This window comes from Desulfovibrio sp. JC022, assembly GCF_010470665.1.
Lineage (GTDB): Bacteria > Desulfobacterota > Desulfovibrionia > Desulfovibrionales > Desulfovibrionaceae > Maridesulfovibrio.
Map to the genome: position 1 here is coordinate 262,520 of NZ_VOPZ01000002.1, position 21,081 is coordinate 283,600.

General features: G+C 47.9%; 18 protein-coding genes. 4 read left to right on the forward strand and 14 right to left on the reverse strand.

Annotation, left to right across the window (positions count from 1 at the left end; genetic code table 11):
- Positions 1-9: 9 nt before the first annotated feature.
- The 5 genes from cooS to FMS18_RS04270 all read right to left on the reverse strand — a co-directional run bounded on the left by cooS (position 10) and on the right by FMS18_RS04270 (position 8,330).
- Positions 10-1,887, reverse strand: a complete 1,878-nt coding sequence (cooS, locus tag FMS18_RS04250; protein WP_163292512.1) for an anaerobic carbon-monoxide dehydrogenase catalytic subunit — start codon at positions 1,885-1,887, stop codon at positions 10-12.
- Positions 1,888-2,062: 175 nt separating this feature from the next.
- Positions 2,063-2,713, reverse strand: a complete 651-nt coding sequence (locus FMS18_RS04255; RefSeq protein ID WP_163292513.1) for a Crp/Fnr family transcriptional regulator — start codon at positions 2,711-2,713, stop codon at positions 2,063-2,065.
- A gap of 2 nt (positions 2,714-2,715) precedes the next feature.
- Positions 2,716-4,086, reverse strand: coding sequence for a YihY/virulence factor BrkB family protein (locus FMS18_RS04260; protein ID WP_163292514.1), 1,371 nt, complete (start codon positions 4,084-4,086; stop codon positions 2,716-2,718).
- Positions 4,087-4,146: 60 nt separating this feature from the next.
- Complete coding sequence (locus FMS18_RS20970; RefSeq protein WP_368854143.1) at positions 4,147-7,365, reverse strand: AsmA family protein; 3,219 nt, start codon at positions 7,363-7,365, stop codon at positions 4,147-4,149.
- Between the two features lie 113 nt (positions 7,366-7,478).
- Positions 7,479-8,330 carry a DUF89 domain-containing protein gene (locus FMS18_RS04270; protein ID WP_163292516.1) on the reverse strand — a complete coding sequence of 284 codons (852 nt, stop codon included), beginning with the start codon at positions 8,328-8,330 and terminating at the stop codon, positions 7,479-7,481.
- 290 nt (positions 8,331-8,620) lie between these two features.
- Between FMS18_RS04270 and FMS18_RS04275 the strand changes: the two genes are divergently transcribed.
- Genes FMS18_RS04275 through FMS18_RS04290 form a run of 4 tightly spaced genes read left to right on the forward strand, consistent with a single transcriptional unit; the run spans position 8,621 to position 10,978 of the window.
- A complete protein-coding gene (locus FMS18_RS04275) occupies positions 8,621-9,481 on the forward strand; it encodes a P-loop NTPase (RefSeq protein ID WP_163292517.1) in 861 nt (286 codons plus the stop codon).
- A 1-nt stretch (position 9,482) separates the two neighbouring features.
- The gene (locus FMS18_RS04280; protein ID WP_163292518.1) at positions 9,483-10,340 is read left to right on the forward strand and encodes a 4Fe-4S binding protein; all 858 of its coding nucleotides are present in this window, start codon (positions 9,483-9,485) and stop codon (positions 10,338-10,340) included.
- Between the two features lie 12 nt (positions 10,341-10,352).
- A complete protein-coding gene (locus tag FMS18_RS04285) occupies positions 10,353-10,721 on the forward strand; it encodes a CGGC domain-containing protein (RefSeq protein WP_163292519.1) in 369 nt (122 codons plus the stop codon).
- 11 nt (positions 10,722-10,732) lie between these two features.
- Entirely contained in the window at positions 10,733-10,978 is a 246-nt protein-coding gene (locus FMS18_RS04290; RefSeq protein ID WP_163292520.1) for a zinc ribbon domain-containing protein, read from the forward strand.
- A 194-nt stretch (positions 10,979-11,172) separates the two neighbouring features.
- On the opposite strand, the gene FMS18_RS04295 is transcribed toward FMS18_RS04290, so the two are convergent.
- The 9 genes from FMS18_RS04295 to lysS form a co-directional block, all read right to left on the reverse strand.
- On the reverse strand, positions 11,173-12,009 hold the full coding sequence (locus tag FMS18_RS04295; protein WP_163292699.1) for an LpxI family protein: 837 nt from the start codon (positions 12,007-12,009) through the stop codon (positions 11,173-11,175).
- A 4-nt stretch (positions 12,010-12,013) separates the two neighbouring features.
- On the reverse strand, positions 12,014-12,817 hold the full coding sequence (lpxA, locus tag FMS18_RS04300) for an acyl-ACP--UDP-N-acetylglucosamine O-acyltransferase (protein WP_163292521.1): 804 nt from the start codon (positions 12,815-12,817) through the stop codon (positions 12,014-12,016).
- Positions 12,817-13,281 (reverse strand): 3-hydroxyacyl-ACP dehydratase FabZ, encoded by a 465-nt coding sequence (fabZ, locus tag FMS18_RS04305; RefSeq protein WP_163292522.1) that lies wholly within the window; start codon positions 13,279-13,281, stop codon positions 12,817-12,819. Before fabZ ends, lpxA begins: the two co-directional genes overlap by 1 nt.
- A gap of 1 nt (position 13,282) precedes the next feature.
- The gene (lpxD, locus tag FMS18_RS04310) at positions 13,283-14,311 is read right to left on the reverse strand and encodes a UDP-3-O-(3-hydroxymyristoyl)glucosamine N-acyltransferase (RefSeq protein WP_163292523.1); all 1,029 of its coding nucleotides are present in this window, start codon (positions 14,309-14,311) and stop codon (positions 13,283-13,285) included.
- A gap of 6 nt (positions 14,312-14,317) precedes the next feature.
- Positions 14,318-14,845 carry an OmpH family outer membrane protein gene (locus FMS18_RS04315; RefSeq protein WP_163292524.1) on the reverse strand — a complete coding sequence of 176 codons (528 nt, stop codon included), beginning with the start codon at positions 14,843-14,845 and terminating at the stop codon, positions 14,318-14,320.
- Between the two features lie 93 nt (positions 14,846-14,938).
- Positions 14,939-17,653, reverse strand: coding sequence for an outer membrane protein assembly factor BamA (bamA, locus tag FMS18_RS04320; RefSeq protein ID WP_163292525.1), 2,715 nt, complete (start codon positions 17,651-17,653; stop codon positions 14,939-14,941).
- On the reverse strand, positions 17,640-18,323 hold the full coding sequence (locus FMS18_RS04325) for an ABC transporter ATP-binding protein (protein ID WP_163292526.1): 684 nt from the start codon (positions 18,321-18,323) through the stop codon (positions 17,640-17,642). Before FMS18_RS04325 ends, bamA begins: the two co-directional genes overlap by 14 nt.
- Entirely contained in the window at positions 18,316-19,545 is a 1,230-nt protein-coding gene (locus FMS18_RS04330; protein ID WP_163292527.1) for a lipoprotein-releasing ABC transporter permease subunit, read from the reverse strand. The genes FMS18_RS04325 and FMS18_RS04330 overlap by 8 nt, the downstream gene beginning before the upstream one ends.
- The gene (gene lysS / locus FMS18_RS04335) at positions 19,542-21,068 is read right to left on the reverse strand and encodes a lysine--tRNA ligase (protein WP_203544531.1); all 1,527 of its coding nucleotides are present in this window, start codon (positions 21,066-21,068) and stop codon (positions 19,542-19,544) included. Before lysS ends, FMS18_RS04330 begins: the two co-directional genes overlap by 4 nt.
- Positions 21,069-21,081: the final 13 nt, after the last annotated feature.

The window sequence follows — 21,081 nt, forward strand, 5'->3', positions numbered from 1 at the left end:
AAGCCTCTCCTACTCGCTCAAACCGAGGCCTTTACGCTTGGCCTTAATCCGTTCGTCAAAGAGTTCAGCAGCCTTGGCCGGGTCCGGTTCAATGACAAAAGAGGCACCAACCAGATCCTCAAGACCGGAAACCGCGATATTGGTAACAGTCTCAGAGCCGAGAATATTCGGAGGATGACCGAGGTGGGTATAAATTCCGCTGGCTACGGCGTAAAGTCCGATAGCAGCAGCCTTTTCTGAATACCACTCAGGAGAGGAAGCACCCACAGGCAGATCGCTTATGTCCACATTAAGGGCATCTGCAAGTGCTGCGCATAGTTGCAAAATACGGGCGTTATCAACGCAGGAACCGTAATGCAGCACCGGCGGGATTCCCAGCGCGCCGCAGACTTTCTTGAGTCCCGGTCCGGCCATTTCAATGGCATCGGGAACCAGCAACCCGGCCTTACCCGCCGCAGTGGTTACACATCCGGTAACCAATACGAGAATATCTTTCTTGATCAATTCCTTGGCAAGACCCACGTTCATGGAATCCTGCTTGAACTTGGGATTGTTGCAGCCGACAATCCCCACTGCACCGCGAATGTCCCCGGCAGCAATGGCCTGTACCAGCGGATCAAGGGAACCGCCCAGCGCGGAAATAACAGCTTCATTAGAGAAACCAGTCATGATTTCCACAGGCTCACATGGAATATCCACACGGGAAGCATCACGTTCAACATAAGCCTTCACTGCCAGACGAACGATCTCGCAAGCCTGCTCGTAAGCGTTGTGTGGGTGGATATCGAAATGGGTTGCCCCGGTAAAACGGGCTTTGGGAGCGGTATCAATAAATCTGGTATGGTAGCAGCCGGAAATCTGTACAAGGCTGGGCATGATGCACTGGTAATCCACAACCACGGCCTCAACCGCTCCGGTCAGAATTGCCAGTTCGGTCATGAGATGGTTCCCGGCCATGGGGATGCCCTTGCGCATAAGCAGCTCGTTACCTGTGCAGCACAGGCCTGCGATATTGATCCCGGCGGCTCCGGCAGCCTTTGCCTCAGCAACGATTTCAGGATCACGGGAAGCAGCGAGGATCATCTCTGAAACCACAGGATTATGCCCATGCACAAGAATATTGACCTTGTCTTCCTTGATTACCCCGAGGTTGGCCTGCGACATGGACGGGGTCGGGGTGCCAAAAATCACATCCGACAATTCAGTACCGATCATGGACCCGCCCCAGCCATCAGCAAGAGAAGTGCGGACAGCATGGAGAAGAGTATTGGGAGCGTCGTTATCACAGCCCATATGGGTGCGGTGCATCATTTCAGCAATTTCACGGTCAACACCGCGTGGGGTTATTCCCAGCTTGGACCAGATATCTTTACGTTTCTGAGGAACGCGGGAAAGGAAGGAAACCTGCTTTTTGCGGCTGCCGAAATCGGCAAAAAAACATTCCATAGCATCACGGGCAATATCCATGATATCACGCCCTTCGGTTTCAATACCAATTTCAGCGGAAATACGGCGCAGCTTGTCCTCATCGGTTATTTTGTAATCCTTGGTCTCGCCCTCAACTATGGCCTCAAGCACCTCGATCAAATCACGACCATGATCGGAATGACCGGCAGCTCCGCCTGTTACAAAACGACCGAAATTCCTTGCCACCACAACATCCGCATCAGCACCGCATACACCGCGCGGAGATTTCGGGGTAATTTTGCACGGCCCCATGGTACAGATACGGCAGCTTGTCCCAAGCTCGCAAAATTTACAGTGCGGGGTCTGCTGCTGCAACCTTTCATGGACGGTCTCAATGCCCTCTGCTCGTGCTTTATTGATCATTGCGCGGGCATCATCCCAGATTGTCAATTCTTCAGCCGGACGGGGTTCTTTCGCCATTAACCTATCCTCCCTGTTTGCCGGAAGCCGGTTGATTCCCGCTCCCGATCCATTCCTGTTAAACAAACGTAACAAGTCGGGCACAATCTGTTTGTCGGGTAGCCGACAAAAGAAGTATATTTTTTATATTTGATACACTTTCACAGAATCGCATAATTTTACATTCAGCGACAGGCTAATTTTCAGCGAGGGCTTTCAATTGTTCCGGATCGGCAACAAGCCAGTGGGAACGGTCAATGCGAGTGAGAATCCCTTCACGGGTGAGATTATTCAGCAAAGTGGACACAGTCTGGCGGGTGGCACCGAGAAGAGTGGAAAGCTGTTCAGTGGTCAAATTAAGATTTATTTCAACGCCGCCCTTAACGGCCTTCCCGTATTGGGTGGCCTCTTTGTGCAGGTAGCCACAAAGGCGGGAATTGATATCCTTGAAAACAAGTCCATCAATAACAGAAAAAGAATTTTGCAGGATTTTTCCCAGCACCCGGACCATAGTGCGATTAAAAATTGGAATATCAGCCATACACCGCTTTACCGATTGAACATCGGTAGTCAGTAACATGCCGTCTTCATAAGCCTGCACAAAACATCCGGCATGGGTCGAATAGAGATCGCCGGGGCTGAGAATTCCCAAAGTGAATTCCTTGGATTCATAGGCGAGATAGATGCGCACCCTCCCCTTTGCAACAATAAAAACAAGATCTTCTTCAGTATCGGGAGCAAAGATAATGGCACCTTTTTTAAAACTTCGTTCGCCAAAGACACTGCGGATATCTTCAAATTCATCCCGCTCAAGTTCGTCCAGAAGATTAATGCCGGAAAATTTCATGCTCAACCTTCCTCGGGCGCGGCAGGAAGTTTTTTAATATACTTATCCATATTCTCCGCACACTCAGAAAGGGAAACATCAGCCCCGCTTTCACGAATGACCGTCTTAATATCATCTATCATTTTAGAAACGAAAAGCATGCCCGGATTTTCCACCACAGAACTGGCCCCTTTGCCTGTACCGGAAAGAATGCCCATAACTTGCAGCATGGTCAGTTTTTGCGGGGAAACAGCAAAGGCATAGACCTCTTTGCCTTCTTCCGAACCTTTGACCAGAATCCCGTTTTCAACAAATTTATCCATCAGCGGAGAGATAAACCGAACCGGAACACCGACCTCCCCTGCCAGTTCTTCCAGTTCGTACGGATGCTCAGAACGTTCAAAACGCAGAGTCATCAGGCTTAGGGCAAGCAGGGAAAATTTCTGCATATCCTCCACCCCGGCATCGGGCATGAATTTCTGCTGGCGGTAAAGCATCACATTCTGCACGGCATAACTTATCTCCGATCCAAGCAGGACAATTACCCAGCTGGCATATAACCAGACCAGAAAAAGGGGCAACTGAGCAAAGCTGCCATAAATTGCGTTATACTTGCTCACCCCGATCTGCCAGTTAATATAAGCCCACTGGGCCATCTGCCAGACTGTTCCGGCCACCACACCGCCAGCCAGCGCACTGGTAATCCGCACTCTGGTATTTGGCATAAAGGCATAAATAAAAGTAAAGGAAAGCCAGATCAATACCAGCGGGGTTAATCCGATCAAAAAACTTTCAAGCTCAGTTACGCCGTAAATACTTTCAAACGATTGCAGCACGGCCTGCTTTTTAATGGAAACACTTACACTGGTGGCAACAATCACCGCTACCGGGCAGATAAAAATAACTGAGAAAAAATCAGTAAACTTGCGCCAGAAAGAACGTCCATGGCGGACTTTCCAGATAATATTAAAAGCCTTCTCTACAGTACCCACAGTGGAAAGAACGGTAAAAAGAAGGGTTGCCACCCCGATCCAACCGAGAGTCTGAACATTGGTATTGTCCACGTATTCAAGTATCTTACCAACCACCTCTTCCCTTCCGGCAGAAACTTTGAGCAACATTTCATGGATATAGCTGGAATCCTGAAACCCCATTCCTTTCATCAGGGAAAAAGCCACCGCCAGAAACGGAACAATGGAAAGCATGGTGGTAAATGTAAGCGCGGAAGCCCGGATTATACACTGATCCTTGAGAAAACCTACAGTTACAAGATAACCCACGCGAGCCAAAGTGTGCAGGACTTTCAAAGGACCGCTGACGTGGGAAGAACCCCAATCCCAGATATCATTTAAGAAGAACTCGGAAATCCTTTGCCCTACTTTTCCGCCGGTCATCGCGTCCCCCTGCTGGATTATAAAGAAGTAACTGGAAGCATCAAATTTTATTGAACCATATCAAAATATAAGCTTCCTGAAAAACATAAAAGACTGCTCCGGAAGGCCGAGAACATCACCGAGAACATCGCCCCAGCGTTCCAGACCTTTCACCTCAACCTTAGGATCGCTGAGCTTGCCGATCACAGTAACATTGACTCCGGTCATGGCATCAAGAAAGGCATTAACCAACTTCAAATAAAGATTGGGAAGCTTGATAATATCGGCATTAACATGGAGATTGATGGAATCGTCAGGAAAACTGAATCCCCCGGTTGCCGTAGCAGTCAGATAATCGGTCTTAAGAAGGTAGTTACCTACTTTGAATTTTCCATCCCTGCCGTCTATGGCTCCTTTCATAATAGAAAACCGTGTAGGGCTGGGAGCCTTCTTCTCCTTGATGTCTTTTTCCGCTGTAGCAACAAAGAGATAAGAGCCATCAACAATTTTGAAAGCCAGCCCCCCGGTCATGGTGTTCACAAAATCAATATTGGCGGTGGAATGTCCATTAAGTTTAAGGGATGCATCGGTCAGGCCTCTCACGCAATCACGGCCTACATAGTCAGCAAAGAACAATCCGGACTGAAAAGAACGGACCTCAATATCCGTATCCAGCGAAACTGTTCCGTTCTTAAGGCCGAGATCTAGCTTTCCAGCCAGATTTCCTTCATGGAAATTGCCCTTCATGTTGTGAATGCCGATAACCTGATCCTGCATATCCACATCAGCGCTAAGCTTGCTGCCCGCGAAATCAAATATGCGAAAATAATTACATTCTACCTTTCCAGTAGCATTAATGGCTCCAAGCAACTTGTCCGGGAACTGCCATTCAGGAAACTTAAATTTCTGGACTTCCTTAAATCCATTTGTCTTGCTTTCAGGACGGGCACTCATAGTGTCCGGGGGCAGGAAGTGATCAACATCCACCTTATCTCCCTTAATAACAAAATTCAGAACCGGATTTTTAAAGTCGGTAAGCTGGAAAGTAGCCTCGGCCTCAGCATTATCGAGATTGACCTTGTTCACGCGCAGAGTCAGGTTTTCGCCATTCAATTGAAACGAGGAATCAAGGCCGACATTATCAAATGCATCAGGGTCCTGAGCCTGCGGTTTCTCCACTCCGAGAAGGTCAAATATTTCTGAGCAAGCCACATTGGGAAGCTTGAGTACTCCCTTTGCGGACGCGGTTTCAGTTCCAAGCCTGCGGGCATCAATGTTGCCGTGCAGATTAATCTTGCCGCTTTTCAGGGCAAAATGATCCAATTTAAGGTTGCCGGCCTTAACCCCTCCGCTGCCTGAAACAACGAGAGAAAGGTTCTTTTTGAAAACCGGAACCCCCTTTCCGCCAACGGAAAATTTCAATTTTCCATTTTTAATAACCACATTTTCAGGCTCAGACCTGCTGCACAAAAGGCCGCCAATAAAACCGCCCTTGAATTCCCCTTGCGGTTCCAAAAAAGAGCCGGACAATTTCAGATCAACCTTGCGCCCCACCAATCCCGGCTGGATGTCCCCGATCAGTGGTTCAAACTTAAGTGAAAGACCTACCTCTTTTGCACGAAATTTCTTAAGTTCATCAGGCAACCCCTTAAAATCCATACTAACCACAACGCCCTTGCCCACAAGACTGGAATCAAGCTTTAGATTGCGGACCAGTTCGCCTGGAGTGCGCCCGTTTGAGCGCAGAGAATTAAGATTGAACGAAGTTTTACCGGCATGAAATTTCATGCCAGCAACCTCAAGCGGGATACGAACAAGAGAAAATGGCGAAACAGCCCCTTCGCCTTTCAGATAAAGGATATCCTTCGCCCTGCGTTTATCAAAAGCAAGGTCAACAGACAGTCCGAAATCACCATCAAGATATGACCCTTTGCCGATGCTCAGGCTGGCAACTTTCGGACCCGGTGAAAGCGCGAGCTTAACCTTTTTCAGCCTGATGCCGTTATAAGCAAAACGGTCCACTTCCACTTTACCGTTACAGGGAATTTTTTTGACCAGCTCAGCAATAACCATGTCGCGGAATTTACTCTGCTCCGGCTTGGGATCGACCTTGGCTACTGTTTTATTTCCATTAATCTTTTTCTCAAGATCAAACAGTCTCACGTAGGGATCAAAAATAATGGAATCGGCCCGCACATCAAATTCCAACCAGGGACTGCGATAATCCTTAAGTGAAAATTCACCTTTGATGACGGTCTCATCCACAGCCAGAACTATGTTTGAAAGCTCCGTCTTTTCCAAAGTGGAGTGAAAATCCATCGCAAAAGAGGCCACATTGAGAATTTCTTTATAATCGTCAGGAATAGGGATGGGCGTAAATCTGGAAAAAACTTTCTTGGGATCAAAACGGGTGGATTTAAGTGAACCTTTGAAGTCAGGCGCGTGGTAAATATCTGTACAATTTGCAGCACCGGACAACCGCACTCCTGCGCCTTGCAGAACCAACCCCTTAACGTCAACCATGCCTTCTACAAGATTGAAATCAAGGGACGCAATCCCTTCCACCACCTCGCCTTTGCCAAGCAGTTCATCGCTCTCGACCTTAAGGGAAAGAGATGTTTCGGAAAGGGCAACCTCTTTTTCCTGAACGGAAAAATCCAGCAACCCCTTAAGATCCGCCTTGGCTTTGAGGTTAAACAGCTCCGCATCAAGCATGGCACTCAGATCAAAAGCCAGAGGAGTGTCCTTGCGTACCAATCCTGTACGCACATTGACCCCTGAAACCTTGAATGAATTACCGCTGCCCATGTCATTGTATGAGCATGTAGCATTGAGAACACTGACTCCGCGCACACTGATGCAATTGAAATAATTAAGCCCGGCATTATCACCCTCAGCCCCGCCGTTTGATCCAAGCAGGGGAAGATTAAGCGAGCCATCTTTCAAACGATCCACATGCAGGAAAGGGGAATCCACGATAATGGTATCAACCTCCAGCTCACCGTTAAGCAAGGGGATAAGCCTAACTTTGAGGTCAATATCTTCAACTGTAAGCTGGTGGGGGTAGGCTGAATCTTCAGGAGCAGAAACAGTTACCGGGCCTGTATCCACCCCCAGCCAAGGATAAAAAATAAGATTGAAGTTTTCATGAAAACGGACCTCGCGCTCAAGCTTCTCACTGAGAAAATTTTCCAGCACGATACGCGGTTCATCGGATTCCAGATAATACACTCCCCCGACCACTGCTGCCAGAAGGCAGAGATCGAAAAGAAGAAATAAAATCCAAAATATTTTTTTCACCCGCACAAACACAGATAACACCTGTATCTAAAAGATTGGTCCAACTATAAATGGATACGATATAACCGAAAAAAAAGTAAGGGAAATCCACTGACGGACTCCCCAAGTGAGCATTATTTTTCCTGACAAAAAAGCGAAGTCTTCATGGGAGCACCGACAACATCAGCTACAACCGGGCACTTTACCTTAAAAGCGTAGTAAACATCAGGCCTTACACCCCAGAGAGATTCAAAATTACCTTGACCTTTGCTAAGAACGACAGGTGATTCATCAAGTCTGGAACGAAATTCAGGGCTACAACGGTTCAGCACCGTTCCTGGTGTATCCACACCGGAGGTAATCACCTCGCAAAGGTCAGTCATCCCGACGACTTTTGCATCGACCACCGTAGCATCATTGAGAATGTTCTTGCCCCGCACGGCATAGGTCACATCAATGCCCTCATCGCGCAACAATCCGCTTAGAATCGTATCAAGCCCGATTTCCCCGGCATTATCACCAAGAACCAGCAGAGATTTATGACTGCGAACTTCATGGAGAAATTTTTCGAACGTTTCCGGATCAAGGCCATGCTCAAGATTATCCAATTCATCTTCCCAATCATATTCCCCCATAACCGCGCAATCCATGTAATTGCCGATGATGGACACACCCATGGCTGCAAGCAAAGGGTCTGCGCTGCCGAGGACCTTGGCCTTCACGTCAGGCAAAAGCTCCAGAACCCGCTGGTTGGCTTCTTCCTTCTGGGTTTTAAAAATATCCACCTCGCCCACATATTCAGCAGTCTCGCGGAAAAGTCTTCCGGCAAGAGACGGCGGAGATTCGCTAAGATCCGCTGAAGCAAATCCTAAGGCCCAGTGCTTAACTACTTTTTCATGAATATCTTCCCGACCGGGGCAGGTTTCCCTGATCCCGGCAATAGCCATTTTCAAAAAACATGGCAGGCAATCCAAATGAGTTCTCATAACTATACCTTTCCCCGCTCGGACGAACAGGGCTAATTTTGCTCCCACTACATATTTAAACGGGCTGATTTTAAGCCCCAACATCAACGACAAAACAAACATACAGCCCAATAACACATTGAATTAATGGCATTTACCACCAAGGCACGGCTGTTGCTAATCTAAAATAAGAATTCTTAAACAGAGGAGCGAACAATGCCACTTACAAACAGAAATAACAATAGCTCCCTCACGGCTTGTCGAGGACTTGGTCCGTACTGAGCCGGAACTTTCATTTAAGGAACATATATATGAAAATAGCAATTGCCAGCGGAAAAGGCGGTACCGGGAAAACCACTGTTGCCGTAAACTTTGCAGCCTATCTTGAATCTCTGGGCAAAAGCGTAAGCTTTACCGACTGTGATGTGGAAGAACCCAACGCCCACTTTTTCCTGAATCCGGTGCTTGGTGAAGAAAAAGAAGAATTCCTCACTGTCCCGGACATTGATGAAGAGAAATGCATAGGTGAATCATGTCGGAAATGTATTGAACTCTGCCGCTTCAAATCCCTTATCTGGATGGTGGATTCCGTGCTCTGCTTTTCAGAACTCTGCCACGGTTGCGGACTCTGCGAACTGGCCTGCCCGGTAGATGCCATCGGCAAAGGCAAAAGGGAAATCGGCACAACTTCCACAGGCAAAGCCGGAAGCATTAATTTTTCAAGAGGGCTGATGCGCATCGGCGAAGCTATGGCCCCGCCGTTAATCAATGCGGTTAAAAAACTTTCCCCCCGGGCGGAAGTGAATATTCTGGATTGTCCCCCCGGAACTTCCTGCCCGGTGGTGGAATCCGTTGAGGGTACCGATTTCGTGGTACTGGTCACCGAACCCACACCTTTCGGCCTGCACGACCTGAATCTGGCCGTACAGCTTATGCAGACCCTGAACAAACCCTGCGGAGTTGTCATAAATCGCTCCGGAATGGGTGATGACCGGGTAGAAAAATATCTGACTGAAAATAATGTCCCGCTGCTCGGCTCCCTTCCGCATAGCCGTGAAGCCGCGTCCAAATATTCCGAAGGGCATCTGCTCTATGAAAATATCCCCGGATTCAAGGACGAATTTGCAAAAATATGGTCTTCCATTCAAGAACAAGCGAGCGGAGCAAAATAGAATGAAACAATTAGTAGTAATCAGCGGAAAAGGCGGCACCGGAAAAACCAGTGTGGTTTCCGGGCTTGCCTCCCTCGGCCCCAAGAAAGTTCTCGCGGACTGTGATGTAGATGCAGCGGATCTGCACTTGATTCTGCACCCTGAAGTAAAAGAAAGACATGACTTCCTCAGTGGCGAACGCCCGGAAATCAACCCTGAATTGTGCACCCGGTGCGGACTCTGCGCCGATCATTGCAAATTCGACGCGATATCCAAAGATTTCTCTGTAATTCCTGAAAAATGTGAAGGCTGCGGCGTCTGTTCCTACGTCTGTCCCGTTGAAGCTGTATCCGTATCCCCGCGCCTGTGCGGACAATGGTTCCGCTCCGAGACACGTTTCGGCCAGATGGTCCATGCGGAACTGGGCATCGGAGAGGAAAATTCAGGTAAACTGGTAACTACCGTGCGTAACGCATCTGCTGAAATCGGCGAAGAACTGGGCGCAGAACTGGTTCTGGTGGACGGTTCACCCGGAGTGGGCTGCCCGGTAATCGCCTCCCTGACCAACGCAGACCTTGCTGTATTTGTGGCCGAACCCACAATCTCAGCAATTCATGACCTGAAAAGGGTCCACAAACTGACCGAACATTTCAAGATCCCCTCCATGGCCATCATCAACAAATGCGGGATCAATTCCGAGAAAGAAAACGAAATTAAATCATTCTGCACAGAAAAAGAAATTCTCCTTGCAGGTGAATTGCCCTACGACACCATTTTTTCAAAGGCACAACTGGCGGGTAAATCCGTTGTTGAATATGATCCGGATGGCATGGGTAAAAAGCTTAAGGCCATCTGGCATAAAATGGAATCAAACATTTAAAGGAGAGTAAGCATGGGTAAGGAAAAAGTTCTCATCATCGGCTGTAAAACAACCATGGATGATACTTGTATTGGCTGTTCCCGCTGCATGGTCGGTTTTAACCGCCGCGTGGGCGAATTCGAGCGCTATGATAAAGAAGCCGAATTAATCGGCATCATGGGCTGCGGCGACTGTCCCGGCGTTGCCATTGTCCCGCGTATGGCACTGATGAAACTCTGGAACTCCAAACTTGAAGAATTTCCTACCAAAGTGCACATTGCTCCCTGCGTCGCAACCCATTGCGAATATAAAGAAACGATTGTAAAAAAAATCAAAGCCAAAGCTGGCTGCGAAGTAATTGAAGGAACCCATCCCTTCCTGCCCGAAAACATTTTTGCCTAATAACTAAACAAATGCCTATTTACGAATACAAATGCCGCGAATGTGGAAACGTGTACGAAGAGATCAGCAGTGTAAACGCTGAAACAAATGAATGTCCCGAATGCGGAAAGCCCGCCGGGGAAAAACTGATATCATCAACATCGCCACTGACCGGTAAGGACACACCGAACATTCCTGATGCACGGGGAACCGGATGCTGCGGAGCCAATCCCTCAGCCAAGGGCTGCGTCCCCGGCTCATGCTGCGGCAAAGCTTAAAAATGAAAAGGCACCGTCTTTGTATTAAAGACGGTGCCTCTTTTTAATTCTTAGTCAAGGCGTCCTCAAAAACAGCCTTGTAATCTCTAACAAAAATTCATTAAACTGTGGCGGAGCCCACTTCAAAAACAGTTCTTTGTGTTTCCCAGAACGAATCATCTGCTCTAAAACAACATCAATTCTTGCAATTATTCTTAAGAAAACTCTTTATCGATCAACTCTTGGTTCAATCCTACAATTGTAATGCCGTGTTTATCTGCAACACGCTTCGACTCATCAAGATCAAAAAAAAGACTTTTCCCGGCTTCCACGCCGAGGCAGGTAGCACCAAGCTCTTTCATGCCCTGGATGGTCTTCAGGCCAATTGAAGGCATATCCACCCGCCCTTCCTGACCAGGTTTAAAAACCTTCACAATGCAGCAGCCTTTGCCACCCAGTTTGCATCCGCGTTTTACTGCGGCATCAGTACCTTCAATGGCTTCCACAGCGGCTACAATACCCTCACGGACAACAACACACTGACCGATATCCAACTTGCCCAGTTCGCGGGCAATCTTCCAGCCGAAGACAAGATCAGCGCGCTCCACTTCATTGGGTTTGCGCTTGGTCAAGAATCCCACGGGAGTCAGCAATTCAGGTGCATATTCATGGGGGCCGACAACTTCCATACCTTCGGATTCAAATTCCCCGGTAATTGCCCTCAGGAGAACGTCGTCGCCCTTGGTCGCCAGCTTAAAAAGCAGCTTGGCAGCACGCAGGTCAGGCCTGATATCAAGAGCCTTGGGCTTGTTTATAGTCCCGGCCATAACGACTTTACTGACCCCATTCTTTTTAAAAAAAGAAATCAGCTTTGAAAGCTGGCCGAGCTTAAGCTCAACAGTTTCATCAGCATACTCGATGACTTCGGAACTTGAATGACCCTTAAAAAAAACAGCCACAACACGATTACCCTGTGCTGCGGCTCCCTTTGCAACCAGAAGGGGGAATTGTCCCCCTCCGGCTATAAGACCGATTGTCTCAATATTAGTCATATCTCTATGAAGAACCATGCCCAGCAGAGGTAACTCCTCGTTTGCTGGTGCGGATAAATTCTACTAAATTCAAAACTTCAGGAATATCAGCAAACTGTTGCTCGGCTGCTTCCAAGGCTTCTTTGCGCGGAATCTCTGACCGAAAGATAAGCTTATACGCTTTTTTAAGAGAATTGCAGGCCTTGGCTTTAAAACCATTCCTGCGCAATCCGATAGAGTTAGGCCCCTGAAGCGCACCGCGAACACCGGTCGCGATCATGTACGGCGGAACATCCTGTCCAAAACCGGACATGGCACCGATGAATGCATAGTCACCGATACGCACAAACTGATGAAGCCCGGACATACCGCCGATTGTAACATAGTTACCGACATCAATGTGGCCGGCAAGGTTGGCTGAATTGGCCATGATAACATGGTCTCCAACGACACAATCATGAGCAATATGCGCATAAGCCATGAGCATGCAGTTGCTACCCACAACAGTGCTTTCGCGACCTATATCAACACCGGTAGCACGATGAATGGTCACATACTCGCGCAGAACATTATTATCACCAAGTTCTACCCAAGTTTCCTCCCCCTTAAAGCCGAGGTGCTGAGGGAGGCCGCCTAGAACTACTCCACTGTCAAGAGAGTTGCCCTCTCCCATACGGGTGAATGACTTGATCTGAACATTCGCGTCAAGAGTGCAATTATCACCGATAATGGTGTTCCCTTCAATTATGCAGAAAGGACCAATCTTAACATTTTCTCCCAACTGCGCACTCGAATCAACAATGGCAGAAGGATGAATTTCAGTAGCCACTATATGGCCCCCTTATCGACAATTGCAGCAGAGACTTCGCCCTGAGCAGCAACTTCACCATCAACAGTTGCGACGCATTTCATTTTCCAGATATTCATCTTGCGTCTAACTTCGTTGACTTCCAGAACAAGCTTATCTCCGGGAACAACAGGTCTGCGGAATTTAAGTTTATTAATTCCGGTGAACAGGAATACCTTATCTTCAGTGTCAATGTCATCGGTACTGAGAACGATAATCCCGCCAGCCTGAGCAAGAGCTTCCACGATCAAAACTCCGGGCATGACCGGAAGACCGGGGAAATGCCCCTGAAAAAAAGGTTCGTTCATAGTGACGTTTTTATACGCCTTAATGGACTTACCCGGCTCGATTTCATCAACCCGGTCAACAAGCAAAAAGGGGTAACGATGGGGAAGCATCCCCATAATTTCCTTGATATCAATATAATCTATAGTGGTTTTACTCACTTTAATCTTCCTTACTTAACTCTGCTTCCAATGCCTTGATACGCTTTTCAAGCGCAGACATCTTCTTTGCCATATCCGGCAATTTTCTATGATATATGGAGGACCTTAAAAAATTCCCCTTTTCAAGAAGAGGAGATCCTGCGCCCATGAATCCGGCAGGGACATCGTTGGTAACCCCGGCCTGAGCACCGATAATGGCACCATCGCCGATCTTGATATTATCCACCAGTCCGGCCTGAGCAGCAAGAACAACACCCTTACCGAGCTTGGTGCTGCCCGCAACCCCGGACTGCGAAATAACGAGGCAGTCTTCACCGGTGGTCACATTATGGGCGATCTGGACTAGGTTATCGATCTTTGAGCCGGCACCAATTCTGGTTACATCAAGGGCTGCACGGTCTATACAGGCATTGGCTCCGATTTCCACCTGATCCTGAAGCTCAACAGTTCCGATCTGGGGAATTTTCATATGCTTACCTGAAACCTGCGCATAGCCGAAACCATCGCCACCGAGAACCGCTCCGGGCTGAACAATCCCCCCGGTTCCGATAACGGTCCCGGCCATGATTGAGCAGTTGGGATAGATGATGCATCCCGGTCCGAGCTGGGCATCTTCACCAATGTAAACCCCGGCAAAAACCTTGCAGTTAGGACCGACCTTGGCCCCCCTGCCCACAAAAGCAAAGGGGTAAACTGTAGCACTCTCATCAACTTCAGCGTCAGGATGAATAAATGCCAGTTCATGAATGCCTTCGAGACAACCTTGAGGACGTGAAAAAACATGCATGGCTTTCGCAAGATCCATGTATGGATTCTCACTGATAAGCGCGGACTCTACCTGATCTGCATATTTCTCCTCAAGCACTATGGCAGCGGCCTTTGTGCTTTTGAGTGCAGATTCGTACTTGGCGTTGGCCAGAAAGGAAAGCTCGGAAGGACCGGCTAGTTCAAGCGTATTAATTCCTGAAATTTCCTTATCCTTTCCCGCCATCTTAAGACCTATAAGACCTGCAAGTTCTGAAAGAAGCATATGGTCCTACTTTTTGCCTGCTCTAAAAGCACGGTTCATTTCAAGAAGCAACTGGTTGGTAATATCAATAGTTTCGTCAACATAGAGAAAACCGGAAGTTTTCTTATCGTAAATAGCGGTATAACCATTCTTTTTACCGTATTCAATTACGATCTTCTGGAGAAGTTCGAGAACAGGAGTCCCGACTTTTTTCTGCTCAAGCTGCATTTTACGCTGGGTTGCCTGAGTAAGGTCCTGAAAATCCCTGACCTTGCGTTTGAATTCAAGCTCTTTGTCCTGCTTAGCTTCAAGGGAGAGTACAAGACTCTGTTTCTGGAGAGCCTGCTTAAGGGCTTCCAGTTCCTTCTGCTTGGTTTCAATCTGTTTCTTTGCAGTTTCGAATTTCTTTTCCATTTTTTTCTGGGCATCCTGACCGATCTCAGAATCTTTGATCAGTTTAGCCATGGAGGCTACTGCAATTTTCTGAGGAGCGGCAAACGCCGGTGCCTGAAAAGCAAAAACCAGAACCAGTACTGCAAAAAGAATTCTACGCATTAAAATTACTCCTTATAATTCCTATCTAATAATCAGCCGAAAAGGCATGCCTTTCCGGCATGCACTTCATTTACATTAATATGTCAAACTCTGCTAGAAGAACTGTCCCATAGAGAACTCAATCTTATGTCTCGAACTGTCTTCAAGCTTATCAAGACCGTAACCGTATTCGACCCTGATCGGTCCCATGGGGGAGAACCAGCGCAGACCGGCACCGATACTTTTGTACATGCCGAGGAAAAGGGAATCGCCGTTTTCCTGCTTGGTATCGTAGAAAAAGCTCTGACCGTCATCCCAAGAGTTACCGATGTCAAAGAAACCGACACCTACGAGGCCGAGTTCTTCGTTGATGGGGAACAGGAGTTCAAAGTTCATGTAGAACATCTTGTTACCACCGATACGGTCATTTGAGGTACTGTCACGTGGTGAAATCTCACGGCTGTCATAACCGCGGACGTTGTTGATGCCACCAAGGTAGAATCTTTCAAACACCGGGATATCGCCGCCGCCGAAGTTATCATGAATGAAACCGGCACTACCCTTCCAATGGAAAACCAGGTCCCAGAAGACCGGGGTGAAGTAGTTGGAGTCATAGGTGTACTTCACGTAAGAGTCATCACCCATGAGGACGCCGCCGCCCATTTCAACAACAAGGTTATTAACAGTACCGGAGGAGGGGTTAAAAGCCTTGTTAGTGGTATCACGTTTTACACCGGCAGTGATTACACTGGACCAGTTGTCACCCTCAATATCTTTAATTGACTGCGCCGCATTGTCGGCAACTTCAGAGATGGTGTAAAAATCCAAGCGGTAATTGGTGTAAAAGTGAGTGTACTCACCAAGGGGATAACCGGCTGAAACAACGCCACCGATGGTCTGTTTATCATAATCGGTGTAGTCATCGTTACGCCAGTAGGTATTAAAACCTCCACCCCAGAGGGTATCGTTAATGCGGGGGTTATAGAAGCTCAAACCGTAACTGATGGTCTTGGAACTCCAGCCACCATTCAGGGAGAACTCCATACCGCGACCGAACAGGTTGCGCTCGGTAATCTTTGCGGAAACAAAAACACTGTCGGAAGTGGAGTAACCGATACCACCACTGACCATACCGGTATTCTTATCCTTAACTTTGACCTTCAAGTCCATTTCGCCGGGGTCCCCGGTGGGAACCGGTTCGATATCAACTTCACTGAAGTAGTCAAGTTTGTTCAAACGGACAATTGAACGCTGCAACTTGGAACCGCTGAACTGGTCACCGTCAGCCAGACGCATTTCACGCAGAATAACGTTGTTTCTGGTTTTGGAGTTACCCTCGATAATGACCCTGCGGATATGTACTTTCTGCCTTTTGGAGACAATGAAAGTAATATCAACGGTCTTATCTTCCTTGTGCTGATCAAACTTAATGTTTGCGTCAGCGTATGCATATCCGTAGTTGGAGTAAAAATCGGAAATAGCCCTCATGTCTTCACGCAGGAGGGAACGGTCGAGGTATTCACCGCCGTCAGACATATCATCAGCACTGATAAGCTCACGCAGTCTGGCTTTCTTGACGATAAGATCGCCACGCAAGGTGACCTTCCCGACCTTGTAACGGTCTCCTTCCGAAACCTTAAAGGTCACGTAGATACCGTCTTCTTGGATGTCCAGCTCAGGCTCACCGACTTTCGCGTCGATAAATCCACGGTTACCGTAGTAAGCAAGTATTGCCGCGGCATCGCGCTCCAGCAGTTCTTCCTTAAGTACACCGGTTTTTGTGAACCAGGAGAGCCACCCCCTCTCAGTAAGAGCAAGCTGTTCCTTCACTTCATCAGGATCAAGCTTCTTGGCACCTTCAATCTTAATACCTTCAATATAAAGCTTTTTGCCTTCATTAATATTAAGATTCAAACGCGCCTGTGCGCCTTCACCCTCAATGTTGTAATCAATCTTGGCGTTGTAATACCCTTCCTTGCGGTACATCTCGCGCAGGGTATTTAGGTCGTCGGAAAGAACTTTGGGGTTCATTACCGCGCCTTTCTTGGTATTAACCGCCGCCAGGATATCATCGGAATCAAGCGCATCTTCACCTTTGACGGAAATAGCCTGAATACGCGGCCTTTCCTTGACGTCAAAAATGATTTTCTTGCCACCGGGAACATCGGTAATTTTGACTTTCACATCATCAAAATAACCGAGAGCGTAAATATTTTTGAGATCCGCGTTGATTTTGGAAGGAGTATAAAGGTCGCCGGTCTTGATGTTGGTACGCATCAGGATAACGTCTTTATCAAGAACCCTGCATCCACGGACTTCAACGTCCGCAATCTTATCCTGACTGAGCAGCTCCAGCTTCATCTTGGAAACAAGCTCATCAACAGCCGGCAGAAGGTTAATCAATCCTTTTTTGGAAACAAAAAGAGGAACCGCAGGCTTCATGCCAAACGCTTCCACAAGACGGACATCAAGGCTTAAATCTTCACCGATCTGACTGAAACTGCCGTAGACGGAATATCCGGCTCCGGACAGCAAAGCCATATCTTTAGCAGCCTGAATGTTTAAAAAATCGTATCCTTGCTCACTGACAAGTCCCATAACCTTTTTCTGATCAACAACGCGGAATCCCGCCTCGCGCAATCTGTCGGAAAGAAGAGTAGGTAAACTGTCTTTGAGATATTGTGTGTCAGCATCAGCATTAACTTCAAAAGGAAGTACGGCAAGAATAATACCTGAGGCATCTTCTGCCTGAGCCTTGCCTGCTCCGAAATTAATCAGAAACGCAAGAGTTGCCGCAATCAGTAAAAGCAGAATTCTAGTTCTGGGCATACAGTTCTCCGGAACGCAACTCAAGCCGGCGTTTCATAACCCCGGCTAAATCCATGTTATGGGTCACAACAATGAGCGTCATTCCAAGCTCTTCATTAAGGGTGGCCAGCATTTCACCGACCATCATCCCTGTCTTCTCATCCAAGTTACCGGTAGGTTCATCAGCAAGCAGGACCTTGGGCTTAAGCAGGATCGCACGCGCTATGGCGGCTCTCTGCCTTTCCCCACCGGACAGGGTTGTGACCCTGTGTTCAATCCTGTTCTGCAACCCTACCAGCTCAAGGGCTTCACGGGCCATGTCAGAGGCTTCACCCTGACCTATGCCTGCCATCATGGCAGGAAGAGCGACATTCTCCAGAGTGGTAAACTCCGGAAGAAGGTGATGAAACTGAAAAACAAAACCGATTCCCCTATTCCTCACTTCGGCCCGCTTTTCAGGTGTCATATCATTAATATTCATTCCCGCAAAATGGATATTTCCACTGGAAACAGTATCCAAGGTGCCGAGAATATGCAGCAGTGTTGTCTTACCCGATCCGGACGCACCGAGAATAGCAAGGGATTCTCCGGCATCAACCGTAAGGTCGATATGATCCAGAATCCGCACAGTCTCGTTCGGTCCCTCGTATTCTTTTACGATGTCGGTAAGTTCGTAAAGCAAATTACTCATACCTTAAAGCCTGTGCCGGTTCCAGGGCAGCCGCCTGTTTTGCCGGATACAAAGTAGCCAGAAAACAAAGCAAAAACGCCGCAACACCGATAATTGTCAAATCCATCCAATCCATCCGAATAGGCAGGTAGTCCACCGGATAAACATTGCTGGGCAACTTGATGAACTGGTACTTCTTAAGCAGAAGAGCCACCGGAATGCCTATAAGGTAGCCGATGGTGGTTCCAATCAATCCGATCAAAGTCCCCTGCAACATAAAAATTCGTTTGATGCTTCCGGAAGTAGCCCCCATAGACATCAACACAGCGATATCCTTGGTTTTCTGCATAACCAGCATAACCAAGGTAGTGATAATACTGAACGATCCGACCATGACGATCATTGCCAGAATGATGAACATGGCGGTCTTTTCAAGCTTAAGAGCAGCAAAGAGATTGGCATTCATTTCCTGCCAGTTCCTGATTTGCACCGGGTATCCGGCAAGCTCTTTATCCAGAACTTCACCTATCTTATCAACTGCATATACGTCCGCGAGACGAATTTCAAGACCGGATACAAAATCCCGCTTGAAGCCGAGCAGTTTCTGAGCTGCCGTATTGCTTATGTAAGCCAGTGAGGAATCATATTCGTACATACCGGTACGAAAAATTCCACCAACCTTAAACACCCGGACTTTCGGGGTAAATCCGGCAGCAGTGCGGGTACCAGACGGGGAAAGCAGATTGACAGTATCTCCGACCACAAGACCAAGACGCTTAGCAAGCTGATTTCCTATAACTATTTCAGGCAGTTTACTCTCTTTTGCAAGACAGTCAACATTACCTGAAACCATGTCTCCAGGCAGACTGAGTACACCTTTTGCGGTATCAGCATCTACCCCTCTCAAGACAACGCCTTTCACTCCGCCGCCACTGGAAAGCATGACCTCAGAATAGATAAAGGGCGTTACACCGGTAACGCCCGAAATCTTCTCTATTCTATCGGTCATGTGGTGGTAGTTTTCAAGCGTGCCATCATAAGCGGTCACGATGACGTGGGCATTAACTCCGAGAATCTTATCCCGCAGGTCGGTTGAAAAACCGTTCATGACCCCTATCACCACAATCAGGGCTGCTACGCCCAAAGCAACGCCGCACACGGCAAAGAGAGATATAACTGAGATGAAATTATTCTTTCTCAGATTAAAGAGATATCTCAGTGCGACGAAGAGTTCAAACTTCATGAGCCACCATTGCCGGAAGCACCTTCGGTTCTTAGAAGCGGAAACAGGATAACTTCCCTGATGGAAGGACTGTCGGTCAAAAGCATGACCAGACGGTCAATACCGATACCTAATCCTGCTGCCGGAGGCATACCGTATTCAAGGGCGCGGACATAGTCCTCGTCCATATTGTGCGCCTCGTCATCACCGGCATCCTTTTCCTCAACCTGCTCCATAAACCTGCAACGCTGGTCAACGGGATCGTTAAGCTCGGAAAAGGCGTTAGCCAGTTCACGACCAAAAACAAACAGTTCGAAACGGTCGGTAATATCGGGATTCTCTTCATTTCTTCTGGAAAGGGGAGAAATGTCAGTCGGATAATGATAAATAAAGTGAGGCTGAATCAGCTTGGGCTCAACCAGCGCGTCAAAAAGCTTGGCCTGAAGCTTGCCGAGTTTTTCACCCTCAACAGCTTTTTCGCCCAGTTTCTTAACCAACTCCTTACACTTATCGTAGTCATTGTATACTTCAGGAGAAACACCACCGATTGTTTCAAGGGATTCGTGGAAAGCTACGCGATGCCACGCCCCCGGAGTCAGATCGATCTTTTCTTCCTGATACTCAATGACAGTATCACCGTTTACCTCCTTACAGACGGTCGAAACCATCTCTTCAGACAGGTCCATCAGGTCTTCAAAATCGGCATAAGCCCAGTAGAATTCAAGCATAGTGAATTCGGGGTTATGCCGCACGGAGATACCTTCGTTACGGAAGTTACGGTTGATTTCGTAAACCTTCTCAAATCCACCGACCAGCAAACGCTTGAGGTAAAGCTCCGGCGCGATGCGCATGTAGAGTTCCATATCAAGAGCATTGTGATGGGTTGTAAAAGGTCTTGCCGCCGCGCCGCCGGCAATGGGATGCAGCATGGGAGTTTCCACTTCCATGAAGCCCTTGGCATCCAGAAAATTGCGAATAGCCCTTACAATGAGGGTACGCTTCTGGAAAATCTCGCGCGCACGGGGGGTTACAATAAGGTCGACATAACGCTGGCGGTACCTGGTCTCCACATCCTTGAGCCCGTGATACTTCTCAGGAAGCGGACGCATGGATTTGGTAATCAGGTCTACCTTTTCAGCTTTGACGGTCAGTTCATCAGTTTTGGTCCTGAAGAGTGTGCCTTCAACGCCGACAATGTCGCCGATATCGAATTTCTTAAAAATTTTGTACAGGTCGGCACCGAGGTCATCCCTCGCTGCGTACACCTGAATCCTGCCTGTCGGATCCTGAAGATGAAAGAATGCGACCTTACCAAAGGATCTGTGAGTGATAACTCTGCCGGCAAGCTTGAATTTCTTGCCCAGAGCTTCCAGCTCCTCTCCTCCGAGTTCGTCATAATTGCCCCAGATATCTGAGACTTCTGTATCTTTATTGAAGTCGTTGGGATAAAGCTGAATGCCTTCGTCGAGAAGGGCACAGGCCTTTTCCACACGATTCTTCAGAACCTGATTGAGTTCGTTCTGAGCTTGCAGAGCCTCAAGCATGGGCATAAATGAC

Bases quoted from the DNA above. Each gene is read 5' to 3' on its own strand.
- cooS (WP_163292512.1), bottom strand. From the start codon at position 1,887: ATGGCGAAAGAACCCCGTCCGGCTGAAGAATTGACAATCTGGGATGAT.
- FMS18_RS04255 (WP_163292513.1), bottom strand. From the start codon at position 2,713: ATGAAATTTTCCGGCATTAATCTTCTGGACGAACTTGAGCGGGATGAA.
- FMS18_RS04260 (WP_163292514.1), bottom strand. From the start codon at position 4,086: ATGACCGGCGGAAAAGTAGGGCAAAGGATTTCCGAGTTCTTCTTAAAT.
- FMS18_RS04270 (WP_163292516.1), bottom strand. From the start codon at position 8,330: ATGAGAACTCATTTGGATTGCCTGCCATGTTTTTTGAAAATGGCTATT.
- FMS18_RS04275 (WP_163292517.1), top strand. From the start codon at position 8,621: ATGAAAATAGCAATTGCCAGCGGAAAAGGCGGTACCGGGAAAACCACT.
- FMS18_RS04280 (WP_163292518.1), top strand. From the start codon at position 9,483: ATGAAACAATTAGTAGTAATCAGCGGAAAAGGCGGCACCGGAAAAACC.
- FMS18_RS04285 (WP_163292519.1), top strand. From the start codon at position 10,353: ATGGGTAAGGAAAAAGTTCTCATCATCGGCTGTAAAACAACCATGGAT.
- FMS18_RS04290 (WP_163292520.1), top strand. From the start codon at position 10,733: ATGCCTATTTACGAATACAAATGCCGCGAATGTGGAAACGTGTACGAA.
- FMS18_RS04295 (WP_163292699.1), bottom strand. From the start codon at position 12,009: ATGACTAATATTGAGACAATCGGTCTTATAGCCGGAGGGGGACAATTC.
- lpxD (WP_163292523.1), bottom strand. From the start codon at position 14,311: ATGCTTCTTTCAGAACTTGCAGGTCTTATAGGTCTTAAGATGGCGGGA.
- FMS18_RS04315 (WP_163292524.1), bottom strand. From the start codon at position 14,845: ATGCGTAGAATTCTTTTTGCAGTACTGGTTCTGGTTTTTGCTTTTCAG.
- bamA (WP_163292525.1), bottom strand. From the start codon at position 17,653: ATGCCCAGAACTAGAATTCTGCTTTTACTGATTGCGGCAACTCTTGCG.
- FMS18_RS04325 (WP_163292526.1), bottom strand. From the start codon at position 18,323: ATGAGTAATTTGCTTTACGAACTTACCGACATCGTAAAAGAATACGAG.
- FMS18_RS04330 (WP_163292527.1), bottom strand. From the start codon at position 19,545: ATGAAGTTTGAACTCTTCGTCGCACTGAGATATCTCTTTAATCTGAGA.
- lysS (WP_203544531.1), bottom strand. From the start codon at position 21,068: ATGCTTGAGGCTCTGCAAGCTCAGAACGAACTCAATCAGGTTCTGAAG.